Source organism: Caballeronia sp. M23-90 (genome assembly GCF_053574605.1).
Window position 1 is genome coordinate 1 of sequence record NZ_JBSIPA010000016.1, and the last position, 23,958, is coordinate 23,958.

General features: G+C 59.2%; 25 protein-coding genes. 12 read left to right on the forward strand and 13 right to left on the reverse strand.

The window, feature by feature from the left end; translation table 11 throughout:
• The 4 genes from ACRXB1_RS03230 to ACRXB1_RS03245 form a co-directional block, all read left to right on the forward strand.
• Positions 1-552 (forward strand): PadR family transcriptional regulator (locus tag ACRXB1_RS03230; protein WP_449491073.1); only part of this gene is annotated, 552 nt, incomplete at its 5' end.
• Between the two features lie 29 nt (positions 553-581).
• Positions 582-1,397 (forward strand): siderophore-interacting protein, encoded by an 816-nt coding sequence (locus tag ACRXB1_RS03235; RefSeq protein ID WP_449491074.1) that lies wholly within the window; start codon positions 582-584, stop codon positions 1,395-1,397.
• Positions 1,398-1,449: 52 nt separating this feature from the next.
• Positions 1,450-2,703, forward strand: a complete 1,254-nt coding sequence (locus ACRXB1_RS03240) for an MFS transporter (protein WP_449491075.1) — start codon at positions 1,450-1,452, stop codon at positions 2,701-2,703.
• Between the two features lie 419 nt (positions 2,704-3,122).
• Positions 3,123-4,001: a DMT family transporter gene (locus tag ACRXB1_RS03245; RefSeq protein WP_449491076.1), complete on the forward strand. Its 879-nt coding sequence runs from the start codon at positions 3,123-3,125 to the stop codon at positions 3,999-4,001.
• A gap of 50 nt (positions 4,002-4,051) precedes the next feature.
• Here ACRXB1_RS03245 and ACRXB1_RS03250 read toward each other — a convergent pair whose 3' ends face one another.
• From ACRXB1_RS03250 to ACRXB1_RS03270, 5 genes are all read right to left on the reverse strand, one after another.
• Positions 4,052-4,459, reverse strand: a complete 408-nt coding sequence (locus ACRXB1_RS03250; RefSeq protein WP_075360155.1) for a RidA family protein — start codon at positions 4,457-4,459, stop codon at positions 4,052-4,054.
• Between the two features lie 86 nt (positions 4,460-4,545).
• On the reverse strand, positions 4,546-5,511 hold the full coding sequence (locus tag ACRXB1_RS03255) for an agmatinase (RefSeq protein ID WP_062001121.1): 966 nt from the start codon (positions 5,509-5,511) through the stop codon (positions 4,546-4,548).
• A 52-nt stretch (positions 5,512-5,563) separates the two neighbouring features.
• Positions 5,564-6,226, reverse strand: coding sequence for an amino acid ABC transporter permease (locus tag ACRXB1_RS03260; RefSeq protein ID WP_449491077.1), 663 nt, complete (start codon positions 6,224-6,226; stop codon positions 5,564-5,566).
• The gene (locus tag ACRXB1_RS03265) at positions 6,216-6,899 is read right to left on the reverse strand and encodes an ABC transporter permease subunit (RefSeq protein ID WP_174363430.1); all 684 of its coding nucleotides are present in this window, start codon (positions 6,897-6,899) and stop codon (positions 6,216-6,218) included. Before ACRXB1_RS03265 ends, ACRXB1_RS03260 begins: the two co-directional genes overlap by 11 nt.
• 13 nt (positions 6,900-6,912) lie before the next feature.
• A complete protein-coding gene (locus ACRXB1_RS03270) occupies positions 6,913-7,761 on the reverse strand; it encodes a transporter substrate-binding domain-containing protein (RefSeq protein WP_075360355.1) in 849 nt (282 codons plus the stop codon).
• Between the two features lie 121 nt (positions 7,762-7,882).
• On the opposite strand from ACRXB1_RS03270, the gene ACRXB1_RS03275 reads away from it, so the two are divergent.
• On the forward strand, positions 7,883-8,767 hold the full coding sequence (locus ACRXB1_RS03275; protein WP_075360152.1) for a LysR family transcriptional regulator: 885 nt from the start codon (positions 7,883-7,885) through the stop codon (positions 8,765-8,767).
• 4 nt (positions 8,768-8,771) lie between these two features.
• Here the strand turns inward: ACRXB1_RS03275 and ACRXB1_RS03280 are convergent, their stop codons facing one another.
• Positions 8,772-9,692, reverse strand: a complete 921-nt coding sequence (locus ACRXB1_RS03280; RefSeq protein ID WP_449491078.1) for a DMT family transporter — start codon at positions 9,690-9,692, stop codon at positions 8,772-8,774.
• A 108-nt stretch (positions 9,693-9,800) separates the two neighbouring features.
• On the opposite strand from ACRXB1_RS03280, the gene ACRXB1_RS03285 reads away from it, so the two are divergent.
• Together ACRXB1_RS03285 and ACRXB1_RS03290 are read left to right on the forward strand one after the other, a co-directional pair.
• Positions 9,801-10,718 carry a LysR family transcriptional regulator gene (locus ACRXB1_RS03285; RefSeq protein WP_449491079.1) on the forward strand — a complete coding sequence of 306 codons (918 nt, stop codon included), beginning with the start codon at positions 9,801-9,803 and terminating at the stop codon, positions 10,716-10,718.
• Positions 10,719-10,787: 69 nt separating this feature from the next.
• Positions 10,788-11,576 carry an aldolase gene (locus ACRXB1_RS03290; RefSeq protein ID WP_449491080.1) on the forward strand — a complete coding sequence of 263 codons (789 nt, stop codon included), beginning with the start codon at positions 10,788-10,790 and terminating at the stop codon, positions 11,574-11,576.
• A gap of 55 nt (positions 11,577-11,631) precedes the next feature.
• On the opposite strand, the gene ACRXB1_RS03295 is transcribed toward ACRXB1_RS03290, so the two are convergent.
• From ACRXB1_RS03295 to ACRXB1_RS03320, 6 genes are all read right to left on the reverse strand, one after another.
• On the reverse strand, positions 11,632-12,138 hold the full coding sequence (locus ACRXB1_RS03295; protein WP_449491081.1) for an HPP family protein: 507 nt from the start codon (positions 12,136-12,138) through the stop codon (positions 11,632-11,634).
• Between the two features lie 59 nt (positions 12,139-12,197).
• Complete coding sequence (locus ACRXB1_RS03300; protein WP_213777914.1) at positions 12,198-13,400, reverse strand: NAD-dependent formate dehydrogenase; 1,203 nt, start codon at positions 13,398-13,400, stop codon at positions 12,198-12,200.
• 198 nt (positions 13,401-13,598) lie between these two features.
• Entirely contained in the window at positions 13,599-14,528 is a 930-nt protein-coding gene (locus ACRXB1_RS03305; RefSeq protein ID WP_449491082.1) for a LysR family transcriptional regulator, read from the reverse strand.
• A 72-nt stretch (positions 14,529-14,600) separates the two neighbouring features.
• Positions 14,601-15,257, reverse strand: a complete 657-nt coding sequence (locus ACRXB1_RS03310; RefSeq protein ID WP_449491083.1) for a M24 family metallopeptidase — start codon at positions 15,255-15,257, stop codon at positions 14,601-14,603.
• Positions 15,258-15,342: 85 nt separating this feature from the next.
• Complete coding sequence (locus tag ACRXB1_RS03315) at positions 15,343-16,011, reverse strand: response regulator transcription factor (protein WP_449491102.1); 669 nt, start codon at positions 16,009-16,011, stop codon at positions 15,343-15,345.
• On the reverse strand, positions 15,990-17,384 hold the full coding sequence (locus ACRXB1_RS03320) for a cache domain-containing protein (RefSeq protein WP_174364440.1): 1,395 nt from the start codon (positions 17,382-17,384) through the stop codon (positions 15,990-15,992). Before ACRXB1_RS03320 ends, ACRXB1_RS03315 begins: the two co-directional genes overlap by 22 nt.
• 306 nt (positions 17,385-17,690) lie before the next feature.
• Between ACRXB1_RS03320 and ACRXB1_RS03325 the strand changes: the two genes are divergently transcribed.
• The 4 genes from ACRXB1_RS03325 to ACRXB1_RS03340 all read left to right on the forward strand — a co-directional run bounded on the left by ACRXB1_RS03325 (position 17,691) and on the right by ACRXB1_RS03340 (position 21,943).
• Positions 17,691-17,894 (forward strand): DUF3311 domain-containing protein, encoded by a 204-nt coding sequence (locus tag ACRXB1_RS03325; protein WP_062001133.1) that lies wholly within the window; start codon positions 17,691-17,693, stop codon positions 17,892-17,894.
• A complete protein-coding gene (mctP, locus tag ACRXB1_RS03330) occupies positions 17,894-19,381 on the forward strand; it encodes a monocarboxylate uptake permease MctP (RefSeq protein WP_449491084.1) in 1,488 nt (495 codons plus the stop codon). The genes ACRXB1_RS03325 and mctP overlap by 1 nt, the downstream gene beginning before the upstream one ends.
• A gap of 286 nt (positions 19,382-19,667) precedes the next feature.
• On the forward strand, positions 19,668-20,531 hold the full coding sequence (locus ACRXB1_RS03335) for a cytochrome c oxidase assembly protein (protein ID WP_449491085.1): 864 nt from the start codon (positions 19,668-19,670) through the stop codon (positions 20,529-20,531).
• A gap of 650 nt (positions 20,532-21,181) precedes the next feature.
• Positions 21,182-21,943 (forward strand): hypothetical protein, encoded by a 762-nt coding sequence (locus ACRXB1_RS03340; protein WP_449491086.1) that lies wholly within the window; start codon positions 21,182-21,184, stop codon positions 21,941-21,943.
• A 23-nt stretch (positions 21,944-21,966) separates the two neighbouring features.
• On the opposite strand, the gene ACRXB1_RS03345 is transcribed toward ACRXB1_RS03340, so the two are convergent.
• On the reverse strand, positions 21,967-22,863 hold the full coding sequence (locus ACRXB1_RS03345; RefSeq protein WP_449491087.1) for a LysR family transcriptional regulator: 897 nt from the start codon (positions 22,861-22,863) through the stop codon (positions 21,967-21,969).
• Positions 22,864-22,961: 98 nt separating this feature from the next.
• On the opposite strand from ACRXB1_RS03345, the gene ACRXB1_RS03350 reads away from it, so the two are divergent.
• Positions 22,962-23,921 carry an SDR family oxidoreductase gene (locus ACRXB1_RS03350; protein WP_449491088.1) on the forward strand — a complete coding sequence of 320 codons (960 nt, stop codon included), beginning with the start codon at positions 22,962-22,964 and terminating at the stop codon, positions 23,919-23,921.
• Positions 23,922-23,958: the final 37 nt, after the last annotated feature.

Sequence of the window (23,958 nt, forward strand, 5' to 3'; positions counted from 1 at the left end):
TGTGATGGTGGCGGCGAAGACGGCATGCCGCGCGGTCGCAAATTCACGTCCGACGACCTTCAGCTCCTGCTCCTCGCTCTGCTCGCCGAGCAGCCGCGTCACGGCTACGAGCTGATCAAGGCACTCGAAGTCCGGTCGAACGGTTTCTACACGCCGAGTCCGGGCATGGTGTATCCGGCGCTGACCTATCTTGAAGAACTCGGTTACGCGACCGTCGAACTGGAAGGCAACCGCAAGCGTTACGCGCTAGCGGAACCTGGCCGCGAGTATCTGGCGGCCAACCGGGAACGCGTCGACATCATGTTCGCGAAGCTCAGTCATTTTGCTCGCAAGATGGATTCGGTGCGCCGCGCGTTCGCTGGCGAGACTTCCGACGAAAACGGCGACGGCGACAACACCTGGCTGCCGGAATACATCCAGGCACGCCGTGCGCTGAAGCACGCACTGCTGATGCGAACCGAAGCCACCATCGCCGAACAGCGCCGCATCGCCGCCATTCTCGTACGCGCCACGGCCGAAATCGAAGGCAAGGCGACGAGTGATCCGGCTTGAAATCCACATAACGATCAAGGAAAGACAGTATGCAAAACAGACCCGATCTGGCGGTCGTGCGCGTTCGCTATGCACTCAAATTCCGCCTGCTTCAAGTCAAGCGGGTTCATCTGGTAACACCGCATCTCCTGCGCGTCACAATGGGCGGCGAAGATCTCCAGGACTTCGAATCTGCATCGTTCGATGATCACATCAAGGTCTTCTTCCCGGCTCCCGGCGAAGAAAAACCCGTGGTCCCGACGGCCGGCCCCAATGGTCCCGTCTTCGCCGAAGACCAGCCGCGACCGATCGCACGCGACTTCACGCCGCGCCGTTTCGATCGTGAGGCCCGGGAACTGGATATCGAATTCGCGTTGCACGAAGCAGGACCCGCCGCGACCTGGGCCAGGCAAGCAGACGTGGGTCAGTACCTTGGCATTGGCGGCCCACGCGGTTCGTTTACCATTCCCACGGGGTTCGACTGGCATCTTCTTATAGGCGATGAAACCGCGCTGCCCGCCATCGCGCGCCGTCTGGAAGAGTTGCCTGCGGGAACCCGTGTTGCAGCGCTGATCGAAGTTGAGGATCCATCGGCAAAAATCGAATTCAGTACCAATGCGGACCTCTACGCAGAATGGCGCTACCGTAACGAATCCGAGTTTCCGGGCGGTGCGTTGTTGCTCGCACTGCGCGAAATGTATCTGCCCGATGGCGAAGGGTATGTGTGGGCAGCGGCTGAGTCGAGCGTGGTTCGTGCGGCGCGTCAACACTTGTGCACGGAACGCGGTATCGATAAAACCCGCATTCGCGCCTCCAGTTACTGGAAGCGCGGCGCGGTTGCGGTCCATGAGTCTATCGACGACTAGACCTTGAATCGCACACGTCGCGTCCAAAAGAATAAATTCAATCAGGATGGCTATGTATAGTCTCGATTCAACTCGCGAGCGGCGCCTGCTGTGGCTGCTCGCACTCACCCAGTTCACCATCATCATGGACTTCATGGTGATGATGCCGCTCGGCCCGCAGATCATGCGCAGCTTTCAGATTACACCCGCTGCATTTGCCACCGCGGTCTCGGCGTACTCATGGTGCTCGGGACTTTCCGGGCTGCTGGGGGCGACGTATATCGATCGCTTCGACCGGCGCCGGTTATTGCTCGCCGTGTATGCGTTGTTTGCTTTATCCAACCTCGCTTGCGCCTTTGCGCCCACTTTCCCTATCCTGCTTTTAGCGCGTGCATTCGCGGGCATCACCGGCGGCATGCTCGGTTCGGTCGTGATGGCCATTGTCAGCGACGTCATCCCCGTGGCAAGGCGCGGCGCCGCGACTGGAACGATCATGACGGCGTTTTCACTGGCCGCCGTTGCGGGCGTGCCGGCAGGCATTCTGCTCGGCGCGCACTTCGGCTGGTACACGCCATTCATCCTGCTGACGGTGCTCTCCGTGCTGATATGGCTCGGCGGCATGCGAATCGTACCCACGCTGGCCGAACACCTGGGACGGCAACAGCCTGCGTTGCGAAGCGTGCTGCCATCGTTATGGCGGCTTTTGACGAACCCTCGATACATGAGCGCGTTCGCCATGACCTTCGTTGTAATGGGCTCGCAGATGCTGGTGATCCCGTTCATATCGCCCGTGCTGGTCGCCAATCACGGCGTGCAGCCTGCGCAATTGTCCTGGCTTTATATGGGCGGTGGCGCGGCGACGTTCTTCACTTCACGTTTTGTCGGCCGTCTTTCCGATCGTTACGGCAGCCGCCACATGTTCCGCGTGATGGTCGCCGTTTCCCTTCTGCCCATCCTCTTCGTCACGCATTTACCGAGCTTGCCGTATGTATTGCTGCTGCTGTTTTTCCCGGTCTTCATGGTGACGGTTTCCGGCCGCATGGTTCCCATGCAGGCGTTGCTTACGACGGTTCCAGAGCCCGCCAACCGGGGCGCGTTCCTCAGCACGAACAGTGCGCTGCAGGCGCTTGGCAGCGGTTGCGGCGCGTGGCTTGGGGGCTTGCTGTTGTCGAGCGGTGCTGACGGGAGCATTCAAGGGTATGGCGTCAATGGATGGCTCGCGACCGTGCTCGTAATCGCGGCGGCGGTGTGGATCAGCCGCATAAAGTCGTCGTCGGAGAGGCCCGCGGCAAGCGCCGTTGCAGCCGAACCGCTGGGCGAGGCTTAAGGTGTGATGCGGACCAGCTTGTTAAGTGGTCCGCCACGCCACCTGAACGTGTGTTGCACAAGCTTCGCGGAAACGGTAATCTCACGCTCACGAAGCCACGAACCTTCAACGAACCTGCATCTCTCTCATGACGAAGCCCGCGCACATTCTTTCCGCTGATATCGAGTTCGACTCGACGATCAGCCGTGCGCAAACGGCCCGTCTGTCTGCTTTTACTGTTTCCCCACCTGTCGCTTCACCCCCCGCATCTCCTCCGAACGCCGTCACCGCAGGCGCAGCAGCGCCTCCGCGTGGACTCGTTTGCGGCTGATCAACAGCCACTGAATCCTGGCAACCGGCTCGACCGCTGCACCTTGCGTGCTCTGGCGGCGTGACCGTGTTCGCCCTGGTCATCTATTCCCTCGACAGGTGAATGAATCATGGTCTTTGTAAAAACAGCCTTCGCAGCCTATGGCTCGACGGCGCTCTTCGTGTTGCTCTGGAGCAGCGGTGCGATCGTTTCGGAAACAGGGCTTCAGCATGCTCCCGCACTACCCTTTCTCGTCATGCGCTTCGCACTCGCGTCAGCGGTCCTCGCGGCCCTGGGCGTATGGCGCGGACGATGGCTGCCCGCGCGAGGAACGAGACTTCAGGTTGCGCTTACCGGCGGCTTGCTCACAGGCGGTTATTCCATCTGCTATCTGCTTGCGCTTGACCATGGAATGACGCCCGGCATTCTCGCCACCATCCTGGGCGTTCAGCCTGTGTTGACGCTGTTGCTCGTGGAACGACGATTGACGATACGGCGCGCGGGCGGCCTTTTACTTGCCTTGAGTGGCTTGTGTCTGGTCGTGTTGGGAGCGGGAAGGATCGGACACTTCCCGGCGCTGGGACTGTTGTTCGCATCCGCATCGCTCGGTTGCATGACGGTCGGGGCCATTCTGCAAAAACGCCTGAAGCAGCAGCCTGTCTATATCCTGCCTTTGCAAAACGCAGTCAGCCTCGTGCTATGCGTGTTGTTCCTGCCTTTGCAGCCGTCCGGTATCGTCCTGAGTGCGGGGCTGCTCTTGCCGTTGTTCTGGCTAGGCATCGTGATATCGGTGTTTGCGCAGGTGCTGTTCTACCGCCTCGTGAATGCGGGGAATCTCGTCAACGTGACAAGCCTCTTTTATCTCGTGCCTGTTTGCACGGCGATCATGGACTACATCTTCCTCGGCAACCACCTCGCACCGGCAGGCGTCGCGGGAATGGCGTTGATACTTGCCGGGCTTGTCCTCGTTTTCCGGGCAACACCCGTGCATAACGTCGGGCACGCGTAGCATGCCGGCGGCCTGGAAAGTCATTTCCGGGCCGCCGCTTCAAGCAAGCGTCATGACTTCACAGCGATCACGTCGACCTCGACCAGCCATTCAGGACGCGCAAGCGCAGTAACGGTCAGTCCCGTCGATACCGCGTGCACACCCTTCAACCAGCGCCCGACCACGCGATACACCGCCTCGCGATACCGCACGTCGGTCAGATAGATCGTCACCTTGCAAATGTCTTCGAGCTTGCTGCCGGCTTCTTCAAGCAGCATCTTGACGTTGGCCATTGCCTTTTCGGCCTGCGCTGCGGCATCGCCGATACCGACCGATTCGTATGTATCGATATCCTGGCCAATCTGGCCGCGCAGAAAGATCATGTTGCCCGCCACGACCGCTTGCGCGAGATCGTTATCGAGCGACTGTTCGGGATAGGTGACCTTCGTGTTGAACGGACGAATGCGAGTGTGTTCCATGATGTCCCGTAGAAAATAAAATCAATGCGCCGGGATGCGCGCCAAGAACAGCCGAGCGCGCTCCGGCCTGGACGAACCGCACACGACTAGCGGCGGTTATCGAAATAGCCTGCGCGGATAGCGGTGCCGATCAGGTTCAGGATCAGCCGCCCCGCCGTCACGCACGAGATCTGGTTCACATCTTTCTCAGGCTGAATCTCCACGATATCCATGCCAACCACACGGCCCTTCTTCACGAGCCCGTGAATGAGCTTGCGGGCTTGCAGGAAGGTCACGCCGCCAGGCGCGGGACCTGCGACGGCCGGCATGACCGAAGGATCGAGGCCATCGGCGTCGATGGTCAGGTAGTAGTTGCCGCCATCCGGAATGCGCGCGAGCACAGCGTCCATGCCGATATCGTGAAGCTCGTAAGCGGTGATCAGGTCCGAGCCATAGGCCTTCGCGGCGCGGAATTCCTCCGGACGGCCGCTGCCCTGCGCACGCAATCCGATCTGCACGATCTTCGCGACATGCTTCATTTCGGAAGCGCGGCGAATCGGGCTGGAGAGACCGTCACGCACGCCGTTCACTTCATCGCGCCAGTCGAGGTGGGCATCGACATGAACCAGCGTGATCGGGCCAAGGCTGTCGAACGCGCGCAGCACCGGCGTGGTGATGCCATGATCGCCGCCCATCACGATAGGCAATGCGCCTGCAGCCAGGATCTTGCGCACGGCTTGCTCGACGCGCTCGTAATGGCTGCCGGGCGCCGCGAGATCGGCAATCACATCGCCGCAATCGACAAAGCGAATGTCCGTGCGCTCCTGCAGCAACGGACCATCGATATCGAAATCGTAGTGGCCCGGCGAACGCACTACGCGGTCAGTTGCCTGACGGATTGCGGTAGGTGCATTGGTCTGGTCATTGGTAAAATCGGCGGCGGAATATGCCGAACCATAGGGCATGCCGAGAACGGCGATGTCGGCGTCGAGGTTATCGAGGTCCATCGCCAGCTCGGAATAAAGGAGCGTCTTGTGGCCGGTCTTAGGAGGAACAGTCAGTGGCTTGGTCATGATAAGGAATCCTGTATTAAGTGGAATTGATTACGGCAAGGGAGGCGCAGTATCAGACGCGCCGGTATCGGGTTGCGTATCGCTCCGACCATTGCCCTGCCACGTCGAGCAGCACGCTGCACAGCCAGTAGATGAGCGCGGTGGTGCCGAGTACTTCGACGTACGCGAAGGTATCGGCGGTGAGCAGGTTGCTTTGATAGGTCAGCTCCGTCAGGCTCATGACGGAGAATATCGACGAGTCCTTGAACATCATGATGGTGAGACTGGTCGTGGCCGGTGCGAGAAAACCAAAAATTTGCGGCAAGACCACATGACGCTGCACCTGAAGACCCGAAAGCCCCAGCGAGCGCGCCGCCTGCACCTGTCCATGCGCGAGGCTGCCGAATGCCGCGCGCAGGATCTCGCAGAAGTAACCGCCGGTGTAGAACGCCGTGGCCGCTACGCCGATCGCAAACGCGGGCATCGATACACCCAGCTTCGGCAAGCCGAAGAAGCTCAGGTAGACGAGTATCAGAAACGGGACATTGCGCACGATCTCCACGTACGAGAGCGCGACTGCGCGCAACACGCGCCATGCCGAGGCACGGAAATACGCGGCAACGGTGCCTGCCACGATGCCGAGCGGAATGCCGAGCACGCAGACCTGAGCGGTAACCTTCAGCCCTTTGAGCAACGGGAGGATGGACGATTGAACGACAGCCAGGTCAATGGACATTGGGTAACACCTTAGCCACGCGGCGTTCAAGTCCACGCGATGCCGACGACGCAACGAACAGAATCGCGAAGTAGACTGCGGCCGTCGCGGAAAACACCTGCAGCGGCAAGTTGGTTTGCAGGGTCGCGTCGCGTGCGACCGTCGCAAGGTCGTGCACCGCGATGATCGACATTAGTGAAGACGCCTTCAGCAGCATCGTGAATTCGTTGGTCAGCGGCGGGATCGAACGATAAAAAAGCTGCGGAAACACGATGTATCGCCACACCTGAAAGGCAGGCATGCCAAGCGCACGAGCCGCCGGGATCTGCCCGCGGCCCAGCGAGTTCAATGCGCCACGCAAGATCTCCGAGACATACGCCGCAGTGTTCAATGCAAGTGCGAGAATGCCTGCCTGCAGCGGCGAGATATTCAGATTGAGCACGGCAGGCAGCACGTAATACGCAACCAGCATCTGAATCAGCGCGGGCGTACCGCGTATCAGGCTTACATAGAGAATGACGAGCCACGCGAGCACGCGGCCGCCGTGCTGGCGCACCAACAGCAACATCGCGCCGATCGCGATGCCAAGCACGAACGCCGCCACGCTCGATAGAATCGTCGTGATCGCGCCCGCAACGACATCGTGGAAAAACGGTGCGAGCACGGCGAGCTGGCTGCTTATGAAAGCGAACATGCGGCGCTGCGCCTCAGACCGCGCCTTCAGGCAAATAGCCGCTGGTTGGCAGGTTCATCGTGTAGCCAAACCACTTCTTCTGCATTTGCGCCAGCTGGCCGCTCTTCGTCAATTCGGTGAGCGACGTATTGATGAACGTGCGAATCTCCAGGTCCTGCGGGTTCGCGACCCATGCGAGCATCTTCGGCTCACCGATCTTGCCAATGACGCGGAACTGCCCCGGCTCCTTCTTCATCAGCACGGCAACAACATTCGACGGCATGATGCCCACATCCAGCGTCTTGTTCGTCAACGCGACCATGACGTCCGGATAGGCCTGGAACAGCTTGATATCGGCATAACCGGCGCCCTTGGTTTTCAGTTGTGCATCGAAGGCTTGCGCGATTGGTTGTGACGACGAACCCATCTGCGTGCCAACCACATGTCCTGCGATATCTTCCGCTTTGGCGATGGCGCTGTCATTTGAACGCACGACCAGCACGGTATCGACGACACCTACGGGCTCCGAGAACGCAAAGCGCTTCGCGCGCTCAGGATTGATGCCAACGCTCGTCGCGACGAAATCGAACTTGTGCGTCATGAGGCCGGGCAGCAGTCCCTGGAACGGCAGGTTGACCTGATCGAGCGTGACGCCGAGCTTGCTCGCCATGTAATCCAGAATGTCGTGACCGTAGCCCACTACCTTGCCGTTTTCAACGAACTCGTAGGGCTCGTAAGCCGCCTCGGTGCCGACTGTCAGCTTGCCGCGCTTGCGAATGTCCGCAAGCGTTCCGCCTTCCGCGAACGCAAGGGAAGGCAAGGCCATCGCAAGCGAGACGCCGCCCGCGATGGTGATGAATTTGCGTCGGTCGAGCGTGTTCATGTGAATCCCCGGATCGTTGAAAAGCATTGGTGAGGGAAATGTAGGTAGTCAAAAAAGTTTTGAAAAACCATTTTTTCGCGGTTATGGTTCCGGAAACCGAAACCTTTTGAGCCGCGCGCCGATGAAAAAAATGGATCTGACCGAGCGCGACCTGCGTTCGCTGCGCGTGTTTTGCGCGGCGGCGCAGGCGAGCGGATTCGCCGCGGCGGAGCGGGCTTTATCGATGTCGAAGGCGTCGATCAGCAGGCATATCAACGAAGTGGAGGCGCATCTTGGACTGAAGCTGTGCGAGCGCGGTCCCGGCGGATTCCAGCTGACCGAAGGCGGGGAAGTTGCGCTGAGGGTCGCGTTGCAGGCGCTGGAAGCGCTCGAGCGCATCAAACCGGAAGTCGATGCCGTGCGCGGAGTCCTGTCCGGTCCGTTGCTGCTTGGCACATCCGAACATGTGCTTACGCATGAGGGATGCAGGATTTCGGAGGCACTCGGCGAGTTGCACCGGATAGCGCCGCTCGTCAGGCCGTCGTTGTCGGTAATGACATTCAGCGACCTTGGCGCAGCGCTTACCGAACGGCGCGTGCAGATCGCAATACGCGGCGCTTATAAACGGATTCGGGCGTTCCGGCACTACCCGCTTTTCACCGAGACGCATCGCGTGTTTTATCGGCCGGCAGCTTCCGGCGAGATTCATGCAAATTCCGATACACGCGTTTTACCCCTCGTGTACAGGCCTCATCCGTTCGTCGAGGACGCGCTCGCAACGCAGGGATTCACCCAGGGCCTCGAGGTCAGCGGGCTCGAAGCCGTGGCCATGATGGTCGCCACCGGCCGCTATGTCGGCTTGTTGCCCGAGCACTACGCAGCGCAACTTTCGCCGCGATACGAGTTCGCGGTACTGCCTGAATCACCCTTCTATTCGATGCCCTTTTGCGCCATCGTGGAAGAAGCGCGGCCTCTCACCCGGAGTGCGGAAGCGTTTTTGAATCTGTTGCTGGAGGCACATCGCTGAGTGATCAGGCGCTTCCCGCGGACAACTGGACGCTTGCGGCTTTACCCCAGCGCACGGTCGCGAGCATGGACGCCACGACGATCAACCCGCCCCCAACCCACGCCGTTACCGAGATTCTTTCACCAAGCCAGAGGCACGCGAACAACGCGCCGAACGCCGGTTCGCTGCCCATCAGCAACGCGACGCGGGTGGGACTGCTGCGCTTGATCGCGTAATTCTGGGCGAAGAATGCGAACAGCGTGCAAGCCAAAACCAGATAAAACATGCTGATCCAGAACGGCGTGTGCCCCGCGAAAGAAGGCACATGCTGCCACTGGCGCGGTGCGAACAGAAGCGCCACCGCCGCGCTGCCGACCGCAACTACGCCCGATTGCACCGCTGTCACCGATAACGCGGGCAACACCGAATCACGCATCACGCGCTTGGTCACGCATACATTGAGCGCACGCAGAAATGCGGCGGCGAGTATCAACGCATCGCCGGGATTGAAGACGAACGTACCGTCGTCGGCCAGCAACCATGCGCCAAACAGAGAAAGGGCAACCGCGCCCCATTCCATGCGAGCGGGTTTGCGCTTGAGCAGAAACCATTCGACCAGCGGCGTCATGACTACGCACAGGCTGATCAGAAATGCCGCGTTGGCTGCGCGGGTAAGCAGCACGCCAAAAGTCTCGCAAAGAAAAATGCCCAACAACAAGACCCCTGCGATAAACACGCCGCGCAGCGTGCGTGCATCGGCGTGACGCAAATGACGCAACGCGGGCGACAAAACCACGAACGTCATGCCGAACCGCAGCGTCAACAAACCGAGCACGGGGTAGAACACGAGCGCATTCTTGACGACGCCGTAGCTCGTGCCCCACACCACGGCGACCACCAGCAGCATCAAATCGGAACCTAACAGCAGGCGATCTTGTTTTGGCATGGCGGCCCCCGGTGAAAGAATCCGTATTGTCGAGCCTTGCGCTTGCGGTGATAATCGGGCCGACGCGCACAGGCTTTATGTCGCAAATGCATCAATCACGGATTATCGATGAACCCTACCGAACTGTTTGCGTTGCTGCCTGACATGGCCGTGTTTGCGCGCGTTGTCGACTGCGGCAATTTTTCGGTCGCGGCGCGCCAGCTTGGCAGTACCCCTTCAACGGTAAGCCGTCAGATCAAGCGCCTGGAAGAAGCGTTGGCCACGCGCCTGCTCGAACGTTCCACGCGCAAAGTGCGAGTGACGGAATCGGGCGAGCAGGTCGTCCGGTATTGCCGCGACATCGTCAGCGCTGCATCGGGCGCCGTGGATGCAGCCGGGTCACTCGTCGGCCGGCCGCAAGGCAAGGTGCGTCTCAGTGCGCCGACTGCGTTTGCAAAGACCGTGATCCACCCTCTCGTGCCGGGATTTTTGCGCGCATATGAGGACGTCGACTTGCAGTTGTATTACGCCGATCATGAAGTCGACCCGCTTCACGACGATATCGACCTCGTGATCCGTCTGACGGAACATCCCCCGCCGGGTCTGGCCGGACGGCGGCTGGGTTCGGTACGTTGGGTGTTGTGTGCATCGCCCGCTTACTTGAAGGCGCGCGGTACGCTCACGCACCCACGCGATCTGGCGCAGCATGATTGCCTGTATCTGGGCGAGACCGCCGATGACAACCGCTGGCGTTTTCAGCGTGGTTCCGAAACACAAACGGTCGAAGTCCACGGGCGTTATATAGCGAACCATGCGGGCGCGCGCCTCGACGCCGCGTTGCAGGATTTTGGCATTGCGAACTTGCCGGAATTCACCGCTGCAGATGCGCTGGCGCGCGGCGAACTGGTACAGGTGCTTGCCGATTGGACCTTCGCTGCACAGGCATACGTGGGAGAGGTGTGGCTGCTTTATCCGCCGAACAGGTTTTTACCGCCCAAGGTGCGGGTGCTGATTGATTATCTGGTTGAGAAAGGTGTCGGCGCTTAGGCGCGTCGAGACCGAAAACGCTTAAGCTCTTCGGTATACTCAAAGCACTGAAACTCCACGGCAATCATCATGGCTCATACGCTTTCAGTTGGCGAACTACACGCATCGTCCAATCGTGCACGGCTGGATTCCGATGCAGTCATGCAGGCGCGTGTCGAGCTTGCCGCATGTTTTCAGCTGGCAGCCCAGCGCGGATTCGAGGAAGGCGTTTGCAACCATTTCTCGGCAGTCGTGCCGGGACATGAGGACCTGTTCTTCGTCAATCCCTACGGCTATGCGTTCGCGGAAGTGACGGCGTCGCGCCTGCTCGTTTGCGATTTCGAAGGACATGTGATCGCTGGTGAAGGCAAGCCCGAAGCCACCGCGTTTTATATTCATGCGCGTTTGCATCGGCTAAAACCGCGTCTCAAAGCGGCCTTCCATACCCATATGCCGAATGCGACTGCACTGTGCTTGCTCGAAGGGCCGCCGCTTCTATGGCTGGGCCAGACTGCACTGAAGTTCTACGGCCGTACCGCAGTGGACGAGCACTACAACGGTCTCGCGCTGGACGCATCAGAAGGCGATCGCATTGCGTTGGCAATGGGCAGCGCCGACGTGCTATTTCTGAAGAATCACGGCGTGATGGTGGGCGGGGCGAGCATCGCTGAAGCGTGGGACGATCTTTATTATCTCGAGCGCGCGGCTGAGGTCCAACTCAAGGCCATGGCGAGCAATCGACCGCTCAAGCCGATTCCGCATGAAGTGGCGCAGCTTGCCTACGAGCAAATGCGCCTGGGCGATGCAGAAAGCGCACGCGCGCATCTGGACAGCGCGCTACGTATATTGCGCAGTCACGGAAACAAGTTCGAAGAATAAGCCCTAGCAAGGAATCAGGAACATGGCAGGGGCAACGCTGCCGCCATCGGTTGAATTACAACCACTTCTGAGGCCATCGGTGACGACGCACGAGATTGTTGAAGACAAGCGCGATCACCAAAAGCAAACATACACCGGTCAATACAGGGACAAAGAAGAATCCCGCCGATGCATTGCCGCTTAACATGATCACTAGCGGATCGGCTCCCGCCGGCGGATGTACGCAACGTCCAAGTTGCATGAGTCCGATGGCAATGCCAACAGCCAGCGCCATTTGCCATATCCCCGGCCCTGCCATATAGAACATCGCAAGTCCGACTGCAGTGGAAAGCAAATGCCCGAAGACAAGATTGCGCGGTTGAGCGAAGGCACTGTCGGGCGCGCCAAACAGCAGAACGCTCGATGCACCGAATGGTGCGATCACCAGCGGGCTGCTCGTCACATGCCCGAGCCATGCGATCAATCCTATTGCACATGTACCGCCCAGAAAACCGAATAGTGCTTGCTTCAAGTGGGTTGGATGATGAACGGCTGGCGCCGCTCTAGCAGTCTGCTCGCTCATAGGTCTAACATCCTTGCGGTCGGGCACGCCGGTTGGTCTGGACCGGCGTGCCGGCATTGTTATGCCTTCTTGTAACGGGCAGCTTCTTCAGAGCCCTTCGTTGCATTGCCTGCGCTGTACGAGTGAGCGCCCACACCGGCGAGTCGGCCGCCGTCGACGATCAGGTATTCGTCGCGGATCGGTTCGTTGGCGAACCAGCATTCAAGGATTTCCCGTGTACCCGCTGCGTAACGCGCCTGTGCGGAAAGCGTCGTGCCCGACGTATGCGGCGTCATGCCCTGGTTCGGCATGGTGCGCCACGGGTGATCGGCCGGCGCGGGTTGCGGGAACCACACGTCGCCCGCGTAACCTGCCAGTTGACCGCTTTCCAATGCACGGACGATAGCGTCGCGATCCACGATCTTGCCGCGCGCCGTGTTGATGATGTAGGCGCCGCGCTTCATCTTGTTGATCATCGCTTCGTCGAAGAGATGCTCGGTTTCCGGATGCAGCGGACAGTTGATCGTGACGATATCGCAGACCTTCGCCATGGACTCTGCAGTCGGGTGCCACGTGGCGCCCAACTCGCGCTCGACAGCTTCCGGCAAACGGTGACGGTCCGTGTAATGCAGCTTCACGTCGAACGGCTTGAGGCGGCGCAGCACGGCTGCACCAATGCGGCCGGCGGCGACCGTACCTACGTTCATGCCTTCCAGGTCGTATGCACGCGACACGCAATCCGCAATATTCCAGCCGCCCTTCTTGACCCACTCATGCGACGGCAGGTAGTTACGAACCTGCGACAGGATCATCATTACGACATGCTCAGCCACGCTGATGCTGTTGCAGAACGTCACTTCGGCAACGGTAATGCCACGGTCGATAGCAGCTTGCAAATCGACGTGATCCGAACCGATACCGGCAGTCAGCGCAAGTTTCAGCTTCGGCGCTTTTGCAATGCGTTCAGCCGTCAGGTACGCGGGCCAGAACGGCTGCGAGATAACGATTTCAGCATCCTCGAGTTCGCGCTCGAACGTGGAGTTCGGGCCGTCCTTGTCCGACGTCACAACCAGTGTGTGGCCTTGCGATTCCAGGAACTTGCGCAGGCCCAGCTCGCCCGACACGCTGCCCAGCAATTCGCCCGGTTTGAAATCAATCGCCTTCGGCGTGGGCGCGCTTTGCCCGTCATGGTACTTCGTGATATTGGGTACATCGTCCCGTGCATACTTCTTCGGCATCCCATCAACGGGATCATCGTATAAAACGCAAAGAACCTTGGCCATGATTGTCTCCACTCCACTTTGATTTGATTTACACCGGCGCTTCTGGCGAAGAGCGCCGCCTCGTCGAACATGAGGTTGGTACGTCGACGAGATTGAGTGTCTACAAGTCGCGGCAGCGGGTCCAATCGTTTGGATGGATCACTTGATAAGCCCTTGTTATCAACGCAGGCGAACGCGGGTCGGCTTGAGCGTGCGTGATCAGGCCGTTTGAACGGCAGCAGGTACGAGCGCGTCGAACTCGCGCTGAAGGTTGAGTTGCTCCACCGAGCGCCACATGGCGGCAACCAGCGGCGGCAGCGCATTGCGGCTGCGCGCAATCAGGCCGATACCGCGCGTCAATTCGGGCAGCAGGAGCGATGCACGCACATCGTTGCCCGAAGGCAGCACGCTAAGCAGACTATGAGGAAAAACGCTATACAGGCTGGCGTATTGGATGTGAGCATAAAGAGAGAGCAGCGAATCAGTCTCGAGCACGACGCGCGGCTGCACGTTCCCCCGCCGGAACGCAGCATTGATCACCTGGCGGTTCTGCATGGTCGATGTGAGCAGCCCTAACGGCAATTCACCGACATCGCTCCAGGACTGTATCGGCGCGCTGAAGCTGTCCCCGGCGCTTGCGGGTGACAGAAGCATATATCGCTCGAAATAGAGCGGCAGGACGCTGAAACCGGCCTGGACCTGATCGTCGAGATAGGTCAGGCCGACATCGAGTTCATATTCGTCGAGCTGACGCAGGATGGCGTCGGAACTCAGCGAGCGAACCTCGTACCTCATGTCCGGATGCTCGCGCATGCAAGGCGCGAGCATGCGCGCGGTCACCGGAATGATGGTCGGGATCGCCCCTATGCGCAGGGTCCCGATGAGCTTGATCTGCGCGGCCGAGGCATCGTGGCGCATGTTCTGGAGCGACGCCAGCGTCTGCTTCGCCCATCCGAGCACGCGCTCGCCGTCTTCGGTGAACCCCACGAACCGCCGTGTCCGCTCGACAATGACGAGACCGAGTTCTGTCTCGAGAGTGCGAATAGCCGATGACAACGCCGGCTGGGATACGTGGCACGCCTCCGCTGCCCGCGCGAAATGCTTCTCCCTTGCCAACGTGACGAGATACTCGAGCTGGCGAATGAACATCGCTTTCCTTGGTTGGCCTTGGTTGGCTATGGTCCGTCGAGATCCTTCACACGCCCTTCGGGCTCTCTAGGCTTAGACGAGCAGATCCTCGTAGAAAGCGCCGAATGGACGCGTCGGATGCGCGAGCTGAATCTCCAGAATCCACAATCCCGCATTCGGGTGCGGCTGGAAATCGCCGAGATTGCCCGCCTTGTAAATGGCGTGCGGAAAATCGCTGACCCGATGTCCCTTGATGTCGAGATTCAGCTTCCATCCCAGCGCATGCGCACGTTCGGCGGCGTAGTCGTACAGCGCCTTGCCGCCTGCGCCGGTTGTGCGCCAGTGGTGTTCGACTTCATCGAAGACGGTCTTTGCGTCCTGCGCGCACGCGTGCATTTCGGCGTCCGCACCGACCACGAAAGTCGCGCCCGAGTCCCCTTCGTGGCCTTGCCAGACCACACCCAGATCGATGAAAAAGATGTCGTCGTCCTTGAGCCGCGGATCGCCTTGGGAGCGCTCCTTGAAGGTTCGCAGAGTATTTTCGCCAAAGCGGATCAGGATGGGATGCCAGATTCGGTCCATCTTCATGTCCTGAAGAACGCTCTTGCATTCGGCCAAGGCTTCCGACTCCAGCATTCCGGGCTTGACCTTCGACGCAACCCGCTCGACCACTTCCCATGTCTTGTCACGTGCGCGACGCATGGATTCGAGAACGAATTTCTCGCCGACTGCCTCTTGCGCGCTATTCACCACTGGGACGCTCCGTCGTTATATCCAGATAAATATATCGATGGCCGATAAGAAAGTCCACCGCCATGACAAAATGGGACCGGTCTCAAGCGCTGAAAAATTCAACAGCAAACTTGATCAGTTCCGCCTGACCCTCAATATCCAGCTTGCGTTTGATCGACATTCGGTGCGTCTCCACCGTCCTGACCGAGAGCCCGTGCAGCACCGCGATCTGCTTGTTGGAAAGGCCATTGGCGAGGTCGCGCAACAACTCCTGTTCACGCGGCGTCAGCTTTTCGATCTGCCTGTAATTGCTGCGGTCCTTGGCGTGGCTTTTGACCGGAACCGCCGCAGCCTGTTTCACCTGTTCGTTGAAATAGGCGCCGCCGCCCAGAATAGTATGGATCGCAGCGATGATCTCCGTCGCCGGCGCGTCCTTGAGCACATATCCGCTTGCGCCTGCCGCTCGAGCTTCGGCCATGTATTCGGCGTTGTTGTGCATCGATAAAACGAGCACGTGCATTGCCGGATGGCGCTGCCGTATTTCGCGCGTAAGCGCTACGCCGCTGCCACCTTTCATGCTGAGGTCCGTCAGCACGAGCCGCGGCGAAAGACGCTCCATGACCCGCAGCGCCTCCGGCATATTGCTCGCTTCACCGACCACCCGGAAGCCGTCGATGGCATCCAGCCGCAGCCTCAATCCGTCGCGCACGAGTTGATGATCGTCCACCAGCAAGATGTCGATAGTGCCTGTCATGAGCTCAAGTGGCTTGATACGGTTGAGGGGAATTCGACCGGGATCGCAGCCGTCAGGCCAGTCCATCCCGGCCGCGATTCGATTCCGAAGGAGCCGTTGAGCGACTCCACGCGTTCGCGCATGTTACGCAGGCCGATACCTCGTCGCGGGTCCGACTGCACTGCGCCGGAACCGAAGCCGATACCGTCATCGATGATTGTCAAGACGACCCGCCCCGGCGCGCAAGTGAGCGTGACGCGTGCGTTGGCCGCATGCGCATGGCGCTGGATGTTCGTCAGCGCCTCCTGCGCGACACGAAATAGCGCCGTGTTCACGGCGTCGGGCAGCGGATGCGCATCGCTCTTTGCGGCATCGACTGTGACGTTCGTGTGCGGTGCGTTACGCGCCTCGTTGAATTCGAGCGCAAGCTGGCGCAAGGCGGCGCCGAGGCCAAAATCGTCGAGCATGGCCGGACGCAGGTCGTGGGAGATCTGCCGGATCTCGGCCAGCGTCCGGTTCGTCTGCGCCAATGCGTTGTGAATAGGCGGTCCGCTAGGATCGTCCCGGCTGGCATTGACAGGTTTTAGCGCAAGCGCCGACTCCAGCAGCAATTTGATGGATACGAGCATCTGGCTGATGCCGTCGTGAAGTTCGCGCGACAACCGGCCTCGCTCCGCCTCCTGCGATTCAACCACCTGACGCGCCATGATCTTCAACTGCGCGTCCGAGCTGCGGTGATCGGTGACGTTCATTGCAATGCCGCAAGCGCCGATGAATCCCATCCCCAGCGCACCGACCAGTCCGATCAAAAACAGCGTATGGCGAATATTCGACGACGCTTGCCGCCCTGTTTGAGAAAGCGCCATATTGACGTCGTCCAGATAGATGCCCGTCCCGACCATCCATCCCCATCGTTCGAAAGTCACCACATAACCAAGCTTTGATTCCATTTTATGTGTCGACGGACGCTCCCATAAATATTCGACAAACCCGCCGCCGCTTTTAGCCTTTGCCAAGAGAGATTGAATGGTAAGCGCGCCATGAGGATCGTGCATGGACCAGAGGTTCGTGCCTACGAGCTGCGCCAGGCGTGGATGCATCAGCAAATCGCCTTGAAGGTCGTAGACGAAAAAATAGCCGTCGCTACCGAACTCGAGTTTCGATAAGATTGCCAGCGCCTCAGCGCGCGTAGCGGGGTCGTCACGACCTGAGTTGTAAAGCGGCGCAACCGCGCTTTCCGCCAGCGCGACGTAATTCTTGAGCTCGACTTCCTTGCTGCTTCGGTAAGCCGCTGCAATCTCCCGCTGCTCCGAATTCGACAAGGCCTTGGCCTGGAACGCTACGGCAATGGCAATCGTAGCCATTGCTCCGATGAATGGAAGAAGAGCGAGAATCAGCCACTTTCGCTTCATCCCGTGCAAAGAGAGTCGCATTGAATTTTTCCGCTGGGACGCTGGATTTGTTCGGCCGAATATCCCTGTCCAGCCTCGAATTGTGCCATCCCTCCGCACGACCTGCCGTTAAGACACCTTTCGTCTGCGTAGTATTACGTAGGGTGATTCCGCCCTTGACCTTGTAAAGACACTTGCGTGTTAAGCCTCGCAGCGCTGCGCCATAGAGCACACGCCGCGTCTACGTATTACTACGGAAGGCGACAACCGAAATTCCGCTAATACTCCGGCTCCAGTTCGAAAAGAGACTGGTTCCAGGAGATATCCATGAGTTCAGAAAGCGTTTCCTCCGGAAAACGCGCAGCCGGCAGGCTGCTGCTGTTGATCCCTTACGTCGCCTTATTGTGGCTGCCCTTTTATAACGACGTGCGTCCGTCATTCGCCGGTTTTCCTTTCTTCTATTGGTATCAGCTGCTATGGGTGCCGCTGACGTCGCTGATCCTGTACGTCATTTACAAGTGGGTCCGATAATGCCGACGACATTCAACTGGACCTCCGGTCTCGTATTCCTGGGATTCTTTGCGCTGGTCACAGTGCTGGGATTTTTCGCGGCGCGCTGGAAAGCGGGCGACATGACGCAATTGCACGAATGGGGACTCGGTGGCCGCCAGTTCGGTGCAGTCATTTCGTGGTTCCTCGTGGGCGGCGACTTCTATACCGCGTACACGGTGATTGCGGTCCCGGCACTCGTCTACGCAGTCGGGGCATATGGATTCTTTGCGCTGCCTTACACGATCATCGTGTACCCGTTCGTGTTCGCGGTAATGCCCAAGCTCTGGTCGGTTTGCCAGAAGAACAATCACATTACGGCCGCTGACTTCGTGCAGGGTATCTACGGCGGACGATGGTTTGCCGCGGCTATCGCGTTGACGGGAATCATTGCGACGATGCCGTACATTGCGTTGCAACTCGTCGGCATGCAAGTGGTGATCAAGAGCCTTGGCGTGACGGGTGAGACGCCGCTGGTCGTCGCTTTTATCATTCTTGCGGTGTACACGTATGCGAGCGGCCTGCGCGCGCCTGCAATGATCGCCTTCGTCAAGGACATCATGATTTACATCGTGGTGATCGCGGCGATCTGGCTCATTCCCAGCAAGCTTGGCGGCTATGCATCCGTCTTCGATGCCGCCGATCACTTCTTTACGGCCAAGGGTGGAGCGACGGGCATTACGCTCAAGGCAAGCCAGTTTACGGCTTATGCCTCGCTTGCGTTCGGCTCTGCAATGGCAGCCTTCATGTATCCGCACACGCTGACCGGCGTGCTCAGCTCCAAGAGCGCGAAGACCATCAAGCAGAACGCGATTGCCTTGCCGGCTTACACGCTGCTGCTCGGCCTGATTGCGCTGCTGGGTTACATGGCAATTGCGGCTGGTGTAAAGGTCACTTCGCCAACCGATGTGGTGCCTGCTTTGTTCCTCAAGCTGTTCCCGTCGTGGTTCGTCGGCTTCGCTGCGGCCGCGATCGCGATCAGCGCGCTGGTGCCTGCCGCGATCATGTCGATTGGATCGGCAAACCTGTTCACGCGCAATTTGTGGAAGCCGCTGGTTCAGCCGAACATTACGCCGGCACAGGAAGCGACCAATGCCAAGGTGGTGTCGCTCGCAGTCAAGCTGGGCGCACTGGTCTTCATCATCTTCCTGCCGACGCAATTTGCCATCGACCTGCAATTGCTTGGCGGCGTATGGATCTTGCAGACGTTCCCGGCAGTCGTGTTCTCGCTGTACACGCGCTGGCTCAAGTTACCCGCGCTGTTTATTGGCTGGCTGGCGGGGATTGGGCTTGGCACGACAATGGTGTTCATGCAAGGGCTCAAGCCTATCTACGCTTTGCACGTAGGCGCCACGACGTATCCGATTTATATCGGCGTGCTTGCGCTTGCGGTCAATATTGTTGTGACGCTCGTGCTGTCGACGGTGTTTCCGGCGCGGATTGCTTCGGCAACGCGCTCGGCTGCTTAAGTCGGCTAAATTAGCGGTCTTAATTGGGCGCCGGCCGTGGTGCCGGCGCCCAATTCATAGGTGACTCTCACTAGCGGCAAATCGACGCGCCTCAATCAAAAAAGAAATACGCGTCCATTGCCCGCTTAGCGTATGCCCCCTGACCGGGCGCAGCGCTTTTAGCGAGTCTCTTACGTCCGAGCTAAAGCCTCGAGCGCCAGCACCCCCTCTGCGCAACTGCTAACATTCGACTCGCCAAGACGATCGTCCCTGCACGCCCGTGCTTCCTTACATTGTTTAAGCCGCCATGTCTCTATTCGATCTGCTCGTCCCCTGGGAACCATCTGTTGGGCTCGTGGCAATTTTCGTTGGAACTGCCGTGCTGTTCGCCCGCGGGTCGCGCCGCATCCGAATCAGCCGTACCCGTCAGGGTGCTTTCTGGATCGGCCTTGCGCTCTTCTATATTGCGCTGCACACGCGTCTCGACTATTACGCCGAGCACGAATTTTTCGTACACAGGCTTCAGCATCTCGTCCTTCATCACCTCGCACCGTTGATTCTGATGGCGTCTTATCCGGGCAGTGCGCTCAGGGCCGGGCTGCCCTTGCATTGGCGCAGCGCGTTGCGTCGCTGGCAATATCGCCGTCCCGCACGGCTGCTTGCGGCCATCGTGCTGAATCCTACGTTCATTTCAATAGCGTTTGTCGTCTCGGTTGTGTTCTGGCTGATTCCATCGGTGCAATTCGTTGCGATGCTCGACTGGCGCATCTATACGTTCATGAACTGGTCGGTCGCCATAAGCGGCCTGCTGTACTGGTGGATGCTGCTCGATCATCGTCCGCATCCGCCCAGCCGCACACGGCCGGGCCTGCGCGTGCTTTCACCCGTCATCACCATGGCGCCGCAGATTCTGGTCGGCGCGATCATCACGTTTTCGAGTCACGATCTCTACCCGATTTTCACGCTGTGCGGCCGCGCATTCACATCGGTACCTGCTGCGCTGGATCAGAGTCTCGGCGGACTCATCATGTGGGTACCCGCCGCTGTACTCGAAGCAATCGGCGCAATGATGGCGCTGCGTCATCTCATGCGGCTTTCCGAATTGCCGCAGCGCGTACCGCCCAAGTCGAAAGCAAAGAAGCCGGCCACCAAGCCCGTTCTCGCGAAGTAAAAGGTCGCAAGCGCTTTAAGCACCTTGCAAGCGCATTTTCCTTTAGGGTTACCACTACTACTTGAACGTGCGCTGATTGAGGTCAGCTGACTAGCGACTTCCGCAAAGCCGTCAGCGGCTGGAATAGGTAAGAAACGCCGATCCACAAGGGTGAACCGCACCCCAAAAGTTGCTTTTGGTGGTCGCTGTGGTGCTGCTTTGGCCACGTTCACCGCGAGCGTTTGCGCGCATGCAAGACGCTAGGCATGCTGTTTATCCCTACGCTGGTCGCTCTCTGGTCGAACAACAATTGGAGACATCTCGAAGGCAAGCTGCGCATTCCCATCAGCGTTAGCCGCGCGATGATATCCGACGCACGGCCAAGAATCTGGGCGTTCTACGTAAGCCAGATTCCGACTCATCCATGGTTCGGAGTCGGCTTTGGCGAACCGTTGCCGTCGCTCGCATTACCAAGCTCCGCGACGCATTCATGAAATCGCACAGGCGGAACAGCCGCTGGAACCGGTGAGGGGTAAGAGAGTCGCACCGGAACAACACGCGCAACTGCGAAGCCGATTTCTTCGATCAATTTATGGTAAATATAACCGCCGAAAATATTGATAAGAATTCGTAACCGGTTGCTAGCGCACCTATCCGAGAAGACAAAAAAAATGAAAATGAAATCGCTTTGCTGCGCAATGGCAGCCCTTACGCTTTCTGCATGTGGCGGCGGCGGTGGTAGCGACAACAGCGCGCCGGTCAATTTCGTCCAGCCCGATACATCCGGCGGCGTGGCTCAAGGCTTTTATAGCGGCACCGATAATGCGGGCGACGTCGTTACCGGCATCGTCCTCGATACGGGCGTGTATTACTTCCTGTACGTCAATCAGACGTCCAACACACTGGGTCTTGTCCAGGGTACTGCGAGCCGCGCGAATGGGCCGCTGAATTCGACAGACGCGCGCAATTACGTCATTGGCCTGAATAGCGTGACGCCCGATAACATCGCGTTCTCCCTGGTGGCGCAAAGCAGTTTGAACGGCACGATCACACCTGTTGCTTCGGGTAGCACAAAAGTCACTTTCACGACTCAATACAGAACGGTCTACGACCAAACCCCGAACCTCGAAGCCATCGCCGGAACCTACACGGGCGTGGCAGGATCGATCAAAGGCGGAGAATCCGTGTCGGTCACGATTACGCCTGCAGGTGCGGTATCGGGGCTCGGCACGAGTGGTTGCGTCTTCACGGGCACCGTGGCGCCGCACGGTTCGAAGAATGTCTACGACGCAACCGTCACGTTTGGCGGCGCGCCTTGCCTGTCGCCGAACAAAACGCTGACGGGCGTGCTCGCCGTCAATGACAACACAATACTCGCAGCAGCACCGCTCGCCGACCGTAGCGATGCATTCGTGCTCGCTGGATCCAGGTAATCGTGCCAAGGGGCGAAGCGTGACTAAGCTCCTTGCACATACTTTTCCAGTCCCGTAGCCAAAGCGGCAAACGCGACCTTGCAACTCGGGTTATCGCGAAGGTCTTCGTGCATGGCGAGCCATGTGTCGAGCTTGAGCGATATCCGCTTTGGGAAAAGCCGCACGAGAGCCGGATTGTTCCGCGCAAGACCGATCTGGCAATAGCCAATGCCAAACCCCGCCCTCAGCATGGCGAGCGACGCGAGGTCGCTGTCGGTGCGCAATGCCAGCGACTCGCGGTGCACGTCGGGTAACTTAGTTTTCATGCTGCGGATAAAAGCGGTTTCCTTATCAAAGCCGATCAGCGCGTGACCAGCCAGGTCATCGATTCGTGCAGGCCTGCCGCGCCGCGCCAAGTAGTCCTTATGCGCGTACATGCCGAGCTCCACATCGCCGATACGGCGCGCGATCAGCACGCCCTGGCTGGGCCGCTGCATCCGCACTGCAATATCAGCCTCACGCTGCAACAGATCCTCTATACGATTGGACGACATCAATTCGATGGTCAGCTCGGGATAGGCCGCGTGCAGTTCGGTGATGATCGCAGGCAGGACCTCGACCGTGATCACGTCGCTCGCCGTGATGCGGATGGTGCCGCGCACTCCTGCTCCCTGACTCGATGCCGCGCGCAACAACGCCGTGCTCGTCGACTCCAGCGCCTCGGCGTAAGGGCGTAACACAAGCGCTTCCTGCGTCGGACTCAAACCCTGTTGCGTGCGGATGAAGAGCGCATAGCCCAGCGCTGTCTCGAGCGCATCCACGTGACGGCCCACTGTAGGCTGCGTCAGGCCGAGCGACCGTGCGGCGCCCGACAAGGACCCCTCGCGCAGCACCTCAAGAAACGTTCGATAAAAATCCCAGCTCAACGCATTCTCGATCATACAAAAATGTATATCCGTTCCACTATTTTCGACAATTTCATTTAACCACGATTCGAGCAAGAATGGTCGTCAATCGAAGAACACAACAGGAGTCGAAGATGAGCGAAAGCCGGATCGCATTGGTGTTGGGCGCAACAGGTGGCATTGGCGGAGAAGTGGCGCGGCAACTCGCCGGGGAAGGCTGGCATGTGCGCGCGCTGCATCGCCAGCCTGCAAAGCTGACCGCACGGGACGAACGTTTCGAGTGGCAACAAGGCGATGCAATGAACCGCGACGACGTCGTTGCGGCGTCCCACGGCGCGCAGCTTATCGTTCATGCGGTCAATCCGCCCGGATACAAGAATTGGGCGGCGCTGGTCCTGCCGATGATCGACAACACCATCGCAGCGGCGCGGGCGTCAGGCGCGCGGATTCTTTTGCCGGGCACCGTCTATAACTACGGACCCGACGCGCTCCCGTTACTAAGCGAGACGTCGCCTCAGAATCCAGTCACGCGCAAGGGTGCAATCCGTGTCGAGCTGGAACGGCATTTGAAGAACGCAAGCGCCGATGGCGTGCGCAGCCTTGTCGTGCGTGCCGGCGATTTCTTCGGGCCCGGCAGCACGGGTAATAGCTGGTTGTCGAGCGCTCTGGTGAAACCAGGCAAGCCGGTACAGAGCATGTTTTATCCGGGCAACCGTGGCGTTGGACATCAGTGGGCGTATGTGCCGGACGTCGCACGAACAATGGTGCGGCTGGTTGAACGCGAACGGACGCTTCCGGACTTCGCCACTTACCAGATGCTCGGGCATTGGGACGCCGACGGCACTCGCATGATCGATGCAATCAAGCATGCGACCGGCCGCCCAAATATCAAGGTCCGCGCTTTTCCGTGGTGGGCGTTGCCCGCTATTGCACCGTTTTCGGAAACATTCCGGGAGCTGCTCGAAATGCGCTATTTGTGGAAAGAGCCTGTTCACATGAACAATACAGCGTTGCTGAACGTGCTTGGCGAAGAACCGCACACGCCTTGGGACGAAGCGGTCAGGACCACGTTGGCCGCTCTGAGGTGTCTATAGAAAAACCTTACGCTAGAAAGCGTGCTTTGCAGAATCA

What these genes read in the sequence shown, in the direction of transcription:
- ACRXB1_RS03235 (WP_449491074.1), top strand. Translation starts at nt 582, where the DNA reads ATGCAAAACAGACCCGATCTGGCGGTCGTGCGCGTTCGCTATGCACTC.
- ACRXB1_RS03240 (WP_449491075.1), top strand. Translation starts at nt 1,450, where the DNA reads ATGTATAGTCTCGATTCAACTCGCGAGCGGCGCCTGCTGTGGCTGCTC.
- ACRXB1_RS03245 (WP_449491076.1), top strand. Translation starts at nt 3,123, where the DNA reads ATGGTCTTTGTAAAAACAGCCTTCGCAGCCTATGGCTCGACGGCGCTC.
- ACRXB1_RS03250 (WP_075360155.1), bottom strand. Translation starts at nt 4,459, where the DNA reads ATGGAACACACTCGCATTCGTCCGTTCAACACGAAGGTCACCTATCCC.
- ACRXB1_RS03255 (WP_062001121.1), bottom strand. Translation starts at nt 5,511, where the DNA reads ATGACCAAGCCACTGACTGTTCCTCCTAAGACCGGCCACAAGACGCTC.
- ACRXB1_RS03260 (WP_449491077.1), bottom strand. Translation starts at nt 6,226, where the DNA reads ATGTCCATTGACCTGGCTGTCGTTCAATCGTCCATCCTCCCGTTGCTC.
- ACRXB1_RS03265 (WP_174363430.1), bottom strand. Translation starts at nt 6,899, where the DNA reads ATGTTCGCTTTCATAAGCAGCCAGCTCGCCGTGCTCGCACCGTTTTTC.
- ACRXB1_RS03270 (WP_075360355.1), bottom strand. Translation starts at nt 7,761, where the DNA reads ATGAACACGCTCGACCGACGCAAATTCATCACCATCGCGGGCGGCGTC.
- ACRXB1_RS03275 (WP_075360152.1), top strand. Translation starts at nt 7,883, where the DNA reads ATGAAAAAAATGGATCTGACCGAGCGCGACCTGCGTTCGCTGCGCGTG.
- ACRXB1_RS03280 (WP_449491078.1), bottom strand. Translation starts at nt 9,692, where the DNA reads ATGCCAAAACAAGATCGCCTGCTGTTAGGTTCCGATTTGATGCTGCTG.
- ACRXB1_RS03285 (WP_449491079.1), top strand. Translation starts at nt 9,801, where the DNA reads ATGAACCCTACCGAACTGTTTGCGTTGCTGCCTGACATGGCCGTGTTT.
- ACRXB1_RS03290 (WP_449491080.1), top strand. Translation starts at nt 10,788, where the DNA reads ATGGCTCATACGCTTTCAGTTGGCGAACTACACGCATCGTCCAATCGT.
- ACRXB1_RS03295 (WP_449491081.1), bottom strand. Translation starts at nt 12,138, where the DNA reads ATGAGCGAGCAGACTGCTAGAGCGGCGCCAGCCGTTCATCATCCAACC.
- ACRXB1_RS03300 (WP_213777914.1), bottom strand. Translation starts at nt 13,400, where the DNA reads ATGGCCAAGGTTCTTTGCGTTTTATACGATGATCCCGTTGATGGGATG.
- ACRXB1_RS03305 (WP_449491082.1), bottom strand. Translation starts at nt 14,528, where the DNA reads ATGTTCATTCGCCAGCTCGAGTATCTCGTCACGTTGGCAAGGGAGAAG.
- ACRXB1_RS03320 (WP_174364440.1), bottom strand. Translation starts at nt 17,384, where the DNA reads ATGAAGCGAAAGTGGCTGATTCTCGCTCTTCTTCCATTCATCGGAGCA.
- ACRXB1_RS03325 (WP_062001133.1), top strand. Translation starts at nt 17,691, where the DNA reads ATGAGTTCAGAAAGCGTTTCCTCCGGAAAACGCGCAGCCGGCAGGCTG.
- mctP (WP_449491084.1), top strand. Translation starts at nt 17,894, where the DNA reads ATGCCGACGACATTCAACTGGACCTCCGGTCTCGTATTCCTGGGATTC.
- ACRXB1_RS03335 (WP_449491085.1), top strand. Translation starts at nt 19,668, where the DNA reads ATGTCTCTATTCGATCTGCTCGTCCCCTGGGAACCATCTGTTGGGCTC.
- ACRXB1_RS03340 (WP_449491086.1), top strand. Translation starts at nt 21,182, where the DNA reads ATGAAAATGAAATCGCTTTGCTGCGCAATGGCAGCCCTTACGCTTTCT.
- ACRXB1_RS03345 (WP_449491087.1), bottom strand. Translation starts at nt 22,863, where the DNA reads ATGATCGAGAATGCGTTGAGCTGGGATTTTTATCGAACGTTTCTTGAG.
- ACRXB1_RS03350 (WP_449491088.1), top strand. Translation starts at nt 22,962, where the DNA reads ATGAGCGAAAGCCGGATCGCATTGGTGTTGGGCGCAACAGGTGGCATT.